The sequence below is a fragment of the Gimesia benthica genome, assembly GCF_009720525.1.
Classification (GTDB): Bacteria; Planctomycetota; Planctomycetia; order Planctomycetales; family Planctomycetaceae; genus Gimesia; species Gimesia benthica.
The window spans coordinates 3,616,009-3,628,209 of the sequence record NZ_CP043930.1; the positions used below are offsets into that span (position 1 = coordinate 3,616,009).

A 12,201-nucleotide genomic window follows, 5' to 3' on the forward strand; every position below is an offset into this window, starting at 1 on the left:
AACGATTTCAGTCAATGTCTCCATGTCAGTGCTACCTGTGCACCCTTAAGTTTCACTCCGCGAGATGCCCAGTATACGGCGGACTTCCGCGGGACTGGTCAATCCTTCGTTTACGGCCCGCAGCGCACGATCCCACTGTGTCCGTAGTCCGGACTCAACTGCCAGCCGGTGCAACTCGGTCGCATCAGCCTGGTCCAGAATCGCCTGACCCACGGCCCCCTGATCGGGCAGCAGCATTTCGGTCAGAACCAGGCGGCCCTGATAGCCGGTCTGTCCGCAGTCTGCACAACCCGTTGCGGTTTTCCATTGTTCGACAGGCAGCCCCAGTCGATCTTCTTCCGCCTGTGATGGTTGAGCGCAACTGCAAAGTCGACGCAACAACCGTTGACTCAATATCGCCAGCAGACCACTCCGCAGCAAATACGGTTCGATTCCCATATCCGACAGGCGGCTGACCGCTTCGGTCGCGCTGCCCGCATGAAACGTGGTGATCACCAGATGCCCGGACAGCGAAGCCTGAAAGACCGTCTCGGCGGTTTCGCGATCGCGGATTTCTCCCACCATGATCACTTCCGGATCCTGCCGTAACAGGGACCGCAGACCCAGTGCCATATCAAAACCCGCTGCCGGATTGACCTGCGACTGCGCCACGGTGGGCACCACGACTTCAATCGGATCTTCCAGGGAGGCCAGACTGCGGGCGCCGCGTGACTCGCGAATGATCTCCCGCAGACAGGCGTAAATCGTCGTCGTTTTGCCGCTTCCCGCAGGACCGGTCATCAGCACCACGCCGCCGGTCTGTCGTAACAGACCTCGCATTTCGCTCAGAATCTCTTCCGGCAGATTCAGGTTTTCCAGATGTTTGTATTGTCCCGAACCGACGAATAGCCGCACGACGACCTTTTCGCCATACAGGGTCGGAAAGGTGCTGATGCGGGTCTCGACCACCTGCTCTCCATCCCGGTGAATCCGCCCTTCCTGGGGGACATCGGTTCGATAGGTGAGCAGTTGCGAGAGCACTTTGAGCCGGGCTGTGATCCGGGGTGCCAGCACCTGGGAAAAGTCAGCGACATGGTGCAGTACGCCGTCAATTCGCCAGTCCATCCGCATCCGGTTTTCGGTGGGCAGCAGATGGATGTCGCTGGCATTGATGGCCTGCGCCTGACCCAGGATTACATCGACCAGCTCCGTCACATACTCGGGATGATTTTCCGCTTTGTCAGGCAGTTGATCCTGAAACTGTTGGGACAAGGTCTCCTGCATCAATCGCCTCGAGTAAAGATCTGCTCGATCGTTCCGGCCCGTTCATTCCGAAAACGAACGACGGCGTCAACCAGTCCCCATTCGCCGGACTGTTTGAGAGTGGCCTGCACGGAATTCCAATCGGTTTGAACTTTCTTCTCTCCGGGTGTGGCGGCCGAGATTCCCAGCACACGACTCCCTTTGGAATAGAGTGCACGGGACCAGCCGGATTCCGTATCGGAGGCGACACGCAGATCGGCTCCTGAATCCCGGGTCAGAAATAACAGTGTGAATGTCAGAAACAAAGTGCAGCAGACTAGCAGCGTTTTGCGCTGCACCTTGCGATTTTCCGCATGGCGGGCAGCAGCCAGTACCCGCTGGCGATGATCGCTGTGCGCGGGGACCGCCCCCTGGCCGGCCTTGAGTATCTGCTCTTCGAGAAAATGGTGATCTTCAAATTCAAACATTGAAATCCTCACGCGCCACGGGACGCAGGTAATTATCTAATTTCTGGAGCGCATAACGGTAACGACTGGCCACGGTGTTCGGCGATTCATCCAGCACACTGGCAATCTCCGCAAACGTCATATCCTCCCAGATCTTCAGCACCACCACTTCAGACTGGTTCGTCGGCAGCCGCTTTAATGCCTGCCGAATCACCTGGGCCTGATCATTCTCTTCCACGATTTCTTCATCTCGCGACCAGAGCTGTCTGCACTGGGCGAAGATCTGCAGCGGCTTCCGCTTCTGCAGAATCCGCAGGGCTTCGTTCCGGGCCACCCGTAACAGGTAGGCCCACGGCTGCTGAGCGGTCGCCAGAATTTTGGGTCGCATGGCAATCCGTACCATGGTCGCCTGAATCGCATCCTCCGCATCGGGAGTGTTGCGGGTCACTGTCACCGCATAACGCAGCAATCGCTCCGATGTCAAATCGTACAGCGGACCCAGGCGGTCCACCCCATGATCCTGCAGATCATTGGCACAGCATCTTATCTGCGCTGCAAATTTGGCTGGCGACAGTTTATCCACGTTCCGATTCGATTCTTCTGGCGTTTGAAAACACTCAGCTTATCGCTAAAGAGCTTAACGATACTGTACTGACAGAACTGCCCGGATCTTTGACAAGTAAAATTCCTGTGAAATTCACACAAACATCTGTTCCATGCTTGTGTTACCCTTCAGGGGAAAATCACAATTTAATTCTCACCTGAATTGTCACATAGTTCCTATTAGACCTGATTTGAGATATGATTTGTTTTCCTTTTCCCTGGATTTTAAAACTTTTCCAGGCTCCGGGGAAGGAAGCGAACCGAAGTCTTTGAAATGTATACAGATACGACTTTTTATATTTTGCCATTCGTTGCCCCTGTCCGCAGGAAATCACTCTGGAGAGTGCACCTTTTTCTCCCGGGAGTGCCCGCATGACCGCCGACAGCGAACCTGTCAAAACCGGAGTCGTTCTGACAGGTATGCCGGGCTCCGGAAAATCGACGGTGGGCAGACTACTGTCTGAACAGACAGGCCTTCCCTTTCTGGATACCGACGCATTAATAGAAGCTGGCGAATCCAAACGGCTGGCCGAGATTATTGCTCAGCATTCCCCGGAAGGGTTCCGCGCGATTGAAGCGGCCTACATCCAATCGATTCAATCAGCAGGATCCGTTATTTCTACCGGAGGAAGTGTCTGTTACAGCAGTGAAGCCATGCATCATCTGGCCGGTCTTGGTACGATAGTCTGGCTGGATGTAAAGCCGGATATCCTGGAGCAGCGGTTTGTCGATGCCTTCGATCGGGGCGTGCTGATCGAACCGGGTTCCAGCCTCGCCGACCTGTATGACAGCCGGTATCCACTGTATGAACAATATGCACAATTGAAAATCGAGGCCTCGCCGCTGACGGCTGAAGAAGTCGTCTCACTGATCCGACAGCAGCTGGCCCTGTAATTGAAACTGATACAAAACTGAATCTTCTCCCCCAGTAAACGAAAACGATTTAAACACGATGCTACCCATTCAAAACGTCAACATCATCGATTCGGTTCGCCTGGTTGCTCCTCAGGAACTGAAAGAGACAATCAAACGCACTGACAAAGTGACGGAAACCGTCGGCGAATCACGGGAACAGATCAAGCATATCCTCTCGGGTGAAGATTCACGGCTGATCGTCGTTGTCGGCCCCTGCTCCATTCACGATCCCAAGGCTGCCATCGAGTATGCCAAACGCCTGAAAGAACTTTCCGAGAAAGTCAAAGACCGCATGTTCCTGGTGATGCGGGTCTACTTCGAAAAACCGCGGACGACCGTCGGCTGGAAAGGTCTGATCAACGACCCTCACATGGACGGCACCTTCGATGTTGCCTCAGGTCTCAAAATCGCCCGCCAGCTGCTGCTGCAGATCGGTGAACTGGGACTGCCGGCCGCCACTGAGATGCTGGAGCCGATCACTCCGCAGTACATCGCGGATGCAATTTCCATCGCCTCCATCGGCGCCCGCACGACCGAATCTCCGACGCACCGCCAGATGGCCAGCGGACTTTCGATGCCCGTCGGTTACAAAAACGGAACCGACGGTAGCCTGGACGTCGCGCTCAATGCGATGCTCGCCGCGCAGAGTCCCCACAGTTTCCTGGGAATCGATGCCGAAGGGCAGACCTGCGTGGTCAACACCACAGGCAACCCCTGGGGTCACCTCATCCTGCGTGGCGGTCGCTCCGGCCCGAACTACCAGCAGGAACACCTCGAAGCAGCTGCAAAGAGCCTGGAAGCCGCCGGCCTCTCTCCCCGCTTCATGGTTGACTGCAGTCACGCGAATTCCAATAAGGATTATCGCAACCAGGGCAAAGTCTGGAACGAAGTCATCGATCAACGCGTCGCCGGCAACAAAACGATCATCGGCCTGATGCTGGAAAGCAATCTGCATGCCGGCAATCAGAGCCTGCCCGAAGATCTCACTCAACTCCAGTACGGCGTCTCCGTCACAGACGAATGCATCGACTGGGACGAAACCGAACAGCTGATTCTCTCAGCACACGAGAAACTGGGCTAAGCCTTTTATCTGCATAAGCATCTCTCAAGCATGCCCCTGCTTCAGCAAACCGCTGACAGCCTCTTTCTGCTGCGCTGCACACGATTTCCACTTTAAGATTCAGAAACCGCTCCCGATTCTGTAAGATGAACCTCTCTACGACTTCAACTCTCATCAATCAATAACAGAGCGGTAATATGAAAACACTGACTAAAGAACTCTGGATGGAAATCCCCCATCGTCGGCAGATCGTTTCAATCCATAAAAACGTCGAACAACTGGTCACAGAAAGCGGCGTCCAGGACGGCCTGTGCCTGGTCAACGCCATGCACATCACCGCGTCCGTCTTCATCAACGATAACGAATCAGGCCTGCATGAAGACTACGATCGCTGGCTGGAGCAACTGGCCCCCTTCAATCCAGGCGGCGACCCCAATTCCGGCGGCTATCTGCACAACCGGACGGGCGAAGACAACGCCGATGCCCATCACAAACGCCAGATCATGGGCCGCGAAGTCGTCGTCGCCATCACCGACGGCCAGCTCCACCTGGGACCGTGGGAACACATTTTTTATTACGAGTTCGACGGCCGCAGGCGGAAACGGATTCTGGTGAAGATTATTGGGGAGTGAGTTTGAGTTAAATGCCTGGTTTCCATTGCTGAAATTCAATATGTTGCATCACTGATTTCAACCACTTTTGTGATCCACTTTGTAAGTTCGGTTAGTTTTCTGATTTATATTCCGGAAGACCTGTCCAAGGTACGTGTTCCAGCGACTCATGGAACACGACACACTCAGGCAAAGCGGATTGTAGTCTTTTCGCACCATCGGCAGTGATTTTCGTATTGTAGATTTTTAATACTCGCAAGCCTTTCATTTTTTTCAGATGAGAGATTGCAGAATCATCGATTTGCGTCTCATTGAGATCTAGAAATCGCAACCTTGGTAGCGAAACCAGGTGCCCTATTCCGGCGCTGCTAATTTCTTTACAGGAATCAAGCAGCAATTCTTGAAGTCCTAAGACTTGACCAACATGTTTTAAGCCCAGATCCGTAAGCGGGGTTTGACCTAAAACAAGCGATGTAAGCTGAGTCAGTCCCGATAAATGTTGCAGGGCATTGTCAGATACGTTCCAGCAAGCTTTCAAATGAAGTCCTTCCAGCTGCTTCAGCCTCTTTATCTTTTCAAGACCGGAAAATGATACGTCCGAATATGAAAGAACTAAGTAGCGAAGTGTTGATAAGTCACTAATTTTAGCAAGCCCGTCATCCGAGGACTTCATTTTCATCAAAACTAAACTCTCCAGACTTCGAAGTTGATTGAGTTCAGTACTATTTAGATTCATGCCATCAGTGCCTACAACGTCGATGGATTCTAAAGAGAAAGATTTCTCTTTGGGTAGATGCCTAAATTTCTGATAAGATGAACCATGTAAGCTAAATGTTCCCTTGTTATCAACGACCCATTGTGCCACTTTCTGGTCTGCGACATATGCTGGGGAAGAAGAATGGATAATGGAGCAATCAGGTAATAATTCTTGTAATCGAGCGATCTCTGTTTCACTCCAATCCGGACTGTTCAGATGGAGACTTCTGAGTGAATTCAGTTTTCCAAGTTTTTTTACGAGTTCCTGATCGTAAGGTGCATTGTGAAGTGAAAGTGATTTGAGTGACTTAAATAACTGAAGTGAATTTAGATCTTCAATAGAAATCCCTTTTCCCAGGCCGATGCTCAGAAAGTAGAGATTGGGTAGCACTGTCAGTTTCTTTAATCCCTCGCCCGCAATTCCTGTAGCGTTGATATCCAGTTCACGAAGCGAAGCTATTTTTGCTAGTGAATCGCAGGCGACATCAGTGACATCCAGATTTGAATAGAGAGTAAATGTGTGAAGATCTGGGTATTTTGATATCGAGAGAATTTCTCTGTCCGATAACTGAGCTTTGCTGAGATGAAGACGTCTTATTCCCTTTAGTTGCTCTAAAATTGCGACTGGCACTGGTGTGTTAGACACAAGTTTTTCTAAAGAAGAAACTCGTCCCAGAGCTTTCCATTCAAAATTCGATTTTATCTGATTCCAATCTATCATTATCTGACAAACAGCGATCCTCTCCTGTGGCAGTTGTTTCAGCTCACTACCAGGACCAAAAAATATATTCTCGTTAGATGTCCAAAAGACATCGGTAACTTCATTTTGAATCCCGAATTCTGCCAGTCGTTTTTGAGGGTCGGTTAATGATTGCGGTATTCTCTGGGGAGTGTGCGCAGTTGTCACATTTTCATTTTTCTCAGTTTTTTGTCCTACAGGGGAAAATACCCCCGCACTCCATGACAGACCTGAAATCCCCACTAGACAAATAAGTGATGTAAGTATCATTCTTTTACGGAAGGACAACTTCTGTTGTTCTGCTGTCTCAGAATTATTCGTTCCCTGAATGATTTCTCCAGCCACACTCCCAAATTGAGTATTTTGGTCCCCTGCAACAAAATGATTGGGAGATTTATGAGTTGCATCAAATACCTCGCCTGCCTGCTGCCCGTCGAAAAGTTTATCACTGGAAGCATCACTACCCGCATCGGAAGATAATTTATGGTGAGATGGTGACTCCACGCATCCACAAGCTTCCAGTTCATGAATCACCTGCGACATGCTCTGTTGCCTGTCCTCGGGATCTTTCGCTACCATTTTCTGGAAGACTGTATCCAGAGAAACTGGAATATCAGGATGTGTTGCTGTCAGGGAAGGAGCGATCGTTTCTCGATGAGCGAAAATTTTCTTGAGTATAGTGTCTCCGTCGTAAATCACTTTTCCCGTCAGCAAATAGTGTAATAGGCACCCCAAACTGTAAATATCACTTCGAGCGTCAGCCAGCTTACTATCCAATGCCTGCTCGGGGGCCATATAATCAATGGTCCCCATCACCATCCCCGTAGATGTGAGATCTGTTCTGGTCTTGCCGGCATCTGTAGAATCCATGCGGGCCAAACCCATATCCAGTATTTTGATCGTTCCTTTTTCGTCCAGAATCAAGTTGGCCGGTTTGATGTCTCGATGGATTATTCCTTCTCCATGAGCATATTCCAGCGCTTTGGCAGCCTGTAATACATAATTCACAGCCTGAGCAACAGGCAATTTGCCATGTTGCTTGACATGCTTAGAGAGATCGATTCCATCTACCCATTCCATAACAAGATAATGCAGGTTATCGGACTCCCCTGCGTCATGTGCTGTGACAATATTGGGATGCAATAGTTTGGCAGCGGCACGGACTTCGCGTTCAAAGCGTAAAACTGATTGACTATCTTGAGCAATCGCATCGGGGAGCGTCTTGAGAGCGACCCGTCGGTTCATACGCCGATGCTCCGCGAGATAAACCTGTCCCATCCCACCAGCACCAATCACATCCAGAACCAGATAGTCACCCAGTACCAGCCCCTTGATTGTCCCCTCACTGATTTGCCGGGCTTGATAGGCCGTCAACTTATTATGCTGGATTAGAACTTCAATCAGTTCCTGCACAGTGGTTGGTCTGTTTGTCACTGGAATCGATTTGAGGATCAGCTGCATCTCTTCTAGCGAGAGCAAGCTGGTATCGGAGATCTGCTGTATGCCCGCTTGGAATGATGATGCCCGCTTATTAAAAAACTCCTGGATCATATCCAGGTCATCTGCTAATAGCAGTTCATACTCTGCTTGCGACAATTTTTGTTTTTTGATCCAACGCCAGTGGGAATCGATGGAGAGCAGTTCAAATAATAATTCACTTCGATCAGAACGCTCTGAGTCGTCCAGATATTTCTTTATTTCGGGGGGACTCCCATGATTCCACTCATCCTCAAACTGTTCGCATACAGCATTAATACGGAGTTGCTTGTTTAAACCAGGGGCGTAGTTCTGATTCTCTTCAGGTGAAGTCACGTTAAGGCTCCACCGTTTTGCCAACCTCTTTGGCGATCTTCATATTACGTTCTATTGTACTGACAGAGACACCAAGGACTTCGGCAATTTCCTGGTGGGTATGACCTTCGAGATGAAGGCTTACGATCCTGGCCAGCTTCTCTCCCCCCGGTAACTGGGTCAGTTTATCCAGTAAACCTTTACGATCTTCTTCGAGCTGCTGAAAGAATTGCTGGCGAATATCAATGCTTTCGTTGATCCCAAATCCACAACTGGTCGCCTCCGGATTGTAGAGATCCACTTCATTTTTTACATCACCACTTCCACGCTTTTCTGTGAGTTGTCTGCGTTGTTCTCTGGCAACCCGTTTTGCCGTGATGTCAAAGAGAACACGCCAGAGATTCCCACTATCCACAACACCGGAGAATTCATTTTTGCCCACACGGCGAACGAATGTATCAATCGCTGACAATGCTACATCTTCGCCATCTCGATCGCTGGCGGGCATAGATTTTAATCTACGCTGAGCATAGCTTGAAAGCTTCTCAAAACATTGCCCCCAAATCGCATCAACGGCATCGGGATCGCCACACTGCAGGCGATCGAGCCAAAGTGTGAGTGGCATGTCATCATCGCTCATGGATATTTCTTCTGTTCAGGATGATGCGGTTGATTTGAAACAGCAATGACGACTGGAGGCTGTATTTCGTAACCTCTTAATTCTAAGCATCTTAGAAACGTTCTGCAAGAATTTTCTGTTTTTTGAAATTCAGTCTGCTCCTGGTGAAGGTTTTCCGGTGCTGAGCGCAATTTACTGAGTGAGGGGCACATGCGAAATACTTGATCTTGATTATGCAGAAGAAACGCCAGCCGCGGCTTTTTTACCCTCAAAAAAATCTTTTTTAATTACAAATCGTCTTTCATTCATCGAACATGAGGGCTATTCAATGTTGAAATCTATCTCATCCTTTCAAATCAACCGCAGAGTGATTCTGTTTGTTTTGTGTATTGCTGCAATATTCACTTCAACCAGTACGATTCAGGCACAAAAACTTGTCTTTGATCAGGGAAGTGCGGATATGATTGCCTCCGACTGGCTGGAGGACACTATCACAAAGAAATACGTTTCACCCTGGACTTCATTCACCGGGTATGCCAGCAACATTGAATTCAGATTCACTCGTAAACGAGACCTGGATGGACTGGACTACTACCACTATTACTTTCGAAATACCGGTCCAAACCTGACTACATTCTCGTTTAAACTACCGTGGAAGACAGCTGCGGGTACCACACGGGAGGAATCTGGTACATTAAAAATCAAGCCTCACAGCAACGCAAACAATATCGGGCAATTTTTCATCGGGGCTCGAGGCCAGGAACTCATACCTGAGTTGGTGATTGAGGAAACAGTAGACAGCAACAAGCCTGTGATAGAGACTGACAGTTGGTTTGATTCACCAGCAACTCCCGGGGGAAGACAGTCAGCGATCAAATTCAAGTCAATACAAGCTTTCTCAAATAAGCTCTTGCTCAACTTCGACTACGAGGGGCTGGCCAAAGGTTCTATCACCGCCTCTGTTACATTTAGAGCTGCTGGTGGGGGCAGGGTAATTGGACATGCATCTAAAACTCTGCTGCCGAAACATGTGACCGGCCGATTCACGAACGTCAGCATCCCTTACTCTATGAAGAGTTTCAACTTACCTCCCGGAACCCACTCAATCGAATTCACAGTGACTTTGACACAAAATCGAAGCAATTCAGTGTTAGGGAGATCTCAGGCTCGCTCAATGACCTGTTCGATTAAGAAAGCAGGCCCGACCGCTACTTTCGAAGATCTTGAGATTAATTCGAGTGCGATTAAAGCTTCTTTCCGGCATGCTGGATTCCAGTCCCAGCAAGCTCGACTTCGGGTACATTTCAATGATCAGAAGAAGAACATCAAGTACCCAACACTGAGCACTTCATTTAAGCCTGCACACGATCCTGGAAAATATAACCAGATGCAGGTCCAAATCCCGGGACAGCATTTTGGTTCGGGTTATCACGACCTGACGTACTACGCCACAATTGAGATCAATGGACAGGTCATCGCAAAATCTAGAACGCGAAATATGTGGTGGTGTACCGGGCAGAACCTGGGATCGCTTCGCACGAAGTCCAACAGCGTGACCATCGAGTGTCGAGACCATGGATCTGTTGATGGTGACGCAGTTGCAATCTACCGGAACGGCCAAGTTGTCAAGTCTCGTATTCTGCTCAAATGCAACAACACCTACACTCAAATTAACTTGGAAAAAGGGAACAACGTCATTTCTTTTCGCGCTCTGAATGAAGGGACGTCCAGCCCTAATACAGCCGAGTTTCGTGTTGCCGATTCCAAGGGGAACTACCTCACCCCGGCTAAAGAATGGAGTGTCTCAACAGGAAAATTAGCGAGGATCGTCGTGATCCGCGAATGAAATAAATGGAATGCCATTATCAAACACTCCCAAGTAATGCACCTCGAGTTAACTCAAACACCGATATAGGAGAATAAACAGTGACTGAAGGTGGAAAGTTAGGATGTGCAATCTCATTCATGGTTTTTGCAATCGTCCTAGGGATTATGGGCCTGTTGGATACCACTCAAACCGAATGGCACGGTGATCGATGGGTTATTGGTAAAACATATACACGCGAGCTCAGTCTGGACAAATCGGTGGGAGGACATTTTGAGATTCTCAAAGTGGAAGCTTTTTTTGAGAGAGACTCACAATCATTTCCCATTGTCAGCTTGAACAAGAAGCCCTGGGACAGTTCGATCTCTTTTACTGTGGTGAAAGTGAAGGGAGTTCCTGTAATCACTGGTCGCAAGAAAATCAAAGCTCAGTTTGCCGTGAGCGTTCCAGGTGATTCCAATCTGATTGGCCGTCGGGGAGACCTGACGATCCGTGGGGTGATGCGTTACCCATTTATGGATCTGGCTGATGCTGTAGGGCCAGGTAGCAAAAAGTATCAAGATCGTGAAGTTCCGTTTGAGAAACGAATCTCAGACATTCAAATTGTAGCAGATAAGTCAGTAGAGATTGACGGACCGAGTGGGTGGGAAAGTCTGCTTGGCCTGTTGCTACTGGGTTCCATCTTGGGTGGCTTATGCTCGCTGGGAATGCGAGCCGATGCTTGAAAATAATCAATTCGACAAAACAACTGATCAGAGAAAAGGTAACAACTTGTGCTACATGTTAATCATCCCATTCTCTGCAGAGGTGACAGCCCCCCATTTCTGTACCAGTTGTGATGAGAGTATTGGGGTCTCAGGAGTGTGCTTCTGGAAGGTGGACAAGGCCTGTCTGACGGAGGCATTCCTTACTAGGTTCCGATTGATGATATACCGTTTGACCTTCGATTGCCTTATCGTTTGACCTTCGATTGCCTTATTAGGAGTTCATCCCGATCATAAACCCCACAAATGATCAAATCACTGGTGGCGAACGTTAGATTACCAAATTTCCAGTACTACCAGTAACAACAAAAGCCAGTGTGTGACACAATGTACCTGGGGAATGCCATGCACATCAAGGCCTCCGTATTCATCAACGATAACGAATCAGGGATGTCCAAGGAATAAGAACGCTGACTGGAACAACTGTTGGAGTTTAATTAAAACGAGAGCGAACCCTGGTGAAGATAATCGGGGAGTGAGAATGCCTGAAGAGAAGCAGAAGAGTTCTGACTGCCAGTATCAGCTGGAACTTGGAGACGAGGTTGTCGCCGCTATCGTGGCCATTGGTTATGAATTTCCATGGACGTATGGGAGACTCATTAATTTCCCAGAATTTGAACGATTTCGGACATACTTTACCGATGATAATGACTGGCCAGAGGACGACGTCGACCTGGAAGCACTGTGCGGCGAGATTCACACAAGGTGATTTTGTGATCCGGGACTTGTCATCGGGTGTGGTCTATCAAGGGGTTGGCCTGAATCATGACGGGGAAGATGGAGTATGCTTCCCCTACGATGATCCTGTTTAATTTGACAGATGCTTTGTT

The 12,201-nt window shown here is 49.3% G+C and carries 11 protein-coding genes; 6 read left to right on the forward strand and 5 right to left on the reverse strand.

All coding sequences use genetic code 11. The annotated features are described in order from the left end of the window. Positions 1-45 precede the first annotated feature (45 nt). From F1728_RS13675 to F1728_RS13685, 3 genes are read right to left on the reverse strand one after another with little or no spacing between them, the layout of a single operon-like run. Positions 46-1,251 carry a GspE/PulE family protein gene (locus tag F1728_RS13675; RefSeq protein ID WP_228030738.1) on the reverse strand — a complete coding sequence of 402 codons (1,206 nt, stop codon included), beginning with the start codon at positions 1,249-1,251 and terminating at the stop codon, positions 46-48. Positions 1,252-1,262: 11 nt separating this feature from the next. Further along, complete coding sequence (locus F1728_RS13680; protein WP_155364576.1) at positions 1,263-1,709, reverse strand: hypothetical protein; 447 nt, start codon at positions 1,707-1,709, stop codon at positions 1,263-1,265. After that, the gene (locus F1728_RS13685) at positions 1,702-2,199 is read right to left on the reverse strand and encodes an RNA polymerase sigma factor (protein ID WP_228030740.1); all 498 of its coding nucleotides are present in this window, start codon (positions 2,197-2,199) and stop codon (positions 1,702-1,704) included. Before F1728_RS13685 ends, F1728_RS13680 begins: the two co-directional genes overlap by 8 nt. 464 nt (positions 2,200-2,663) lie before the next feature. Here F1728_RS13685 and F1728_RS13690 point away from each other — a divergent pair, with 464 nt between their 5' ends. From F1728_RS13690 to F1728_RS13700, 3 genes are all read left to right on the forward strand, one after another. Beyond that, complete coding sequence (locus tag F1728_RS13690) at positions 2,664-3,185, forward strand: shikimate kinase (protein WP_145035460.1); 522 nt, start codon at positions 2,664-2,666, stop codon at positions 3,183-3,185. A gap of 58 nt (positions 3,186-3,243) precedes the next feature. Next, complete coding sequence (locus F1728_RS13695; protein ID WP_155364577.1) at positions 3,244-4,287, forward strand: 3-deoxy-7-phosphoheptulonate synthase; 1,044 nt, start codon at positions 3,244-3,246, stop codon at positions 4,285-4,287. 176 nt (positions 4,288-4,463) lie between these two features. Beyond that, complete coding sequence (locus tag F1728_RS13700; RefSeq protein WP_155364578.1) at positions 4,464-4,898, forward strand: secondary thiamine-phosphate synthase enzyme YjbQ; 435 nt, start codon at positions 4,464-4,466, stop codon at positions 4,896-4,898. Positions 4,899-4,989: 91 nt separating this feature from the next. Here F1728_RS13700 and F1728_RS13705 read toward each other — a convergent pair whose 3' ends face one another. Together F1728_RS13705 and F1728_RS13710 are read right to left on the reverse strand one after the other, a co-directional pair. Continuing rightward, a complete protein-coding gene (locus F1728_RS13705; protein WP_155364579.1) occupies positions 4,990-8,184 on the reverse strand; it encodes a serine/threonine-protein kinase in 3,195 nt (1,064 codons plus the stop codon). Position 8,185: 1 nt separating this feature from the next. Beyond that, complete coding sequence (locus tag F1728_RS13710; RefSeq protein WP_155364580.1) at positions 8,186-8,803, reverse strand: ECF-type sigma factor; 618 nt, start codon at positions 8,801-8,803, stop codon at positions 8,186-8,188. A gap of 307 nt (positions 8,804-9,110) precedes the next feature. Here F1728_RS13710 and F1728_RS13715 point away from each other — a divergent pair, with 307 nt between their 5' ends. The 3 genes from F1728_RS13715 to F1728_RS13725 all read left to right on the forward strand — a co-directional run bounded on the left by F1728_RS13715 (position 9,111) and on the right by F1728_RS13725 (position 12,080). Then, complete coding sequence (locus F1728_RS13715; RefSeq protein WP_155364581.1) at positions 9,111-10,628, forward strand: hypothetical protein; 1,518 nt, start codon at positions 9,111-9,113, stop codon at positions 10,626-10,628. Positions 10,629-10,708: 80 nt separating this feature from the next. Beyond that, positions 10,709-11,332, forward strand: coding sequence for a hypothetical protein (locus F1728_RS13720; protein ID WP_155364582.1), 624 nt, complete (start codon positions 10,709-10,711; stop codon positions 11,330-11,332). A gap of 520 nt (positions 11,333-11,852) precedes the next feature. Next, on the forward strand, positions 11,853-12,080 hold the full coding sequence (locus tag F1728_RS13725; protein WP_155364583.1) for a hypothetical protein: 228 nt from the start codon (positions 11,853-11,855) through the stop codon (positions 12,078-12,080). Positions 12,081-12,201: the final 121 nt, after the last annotated feature.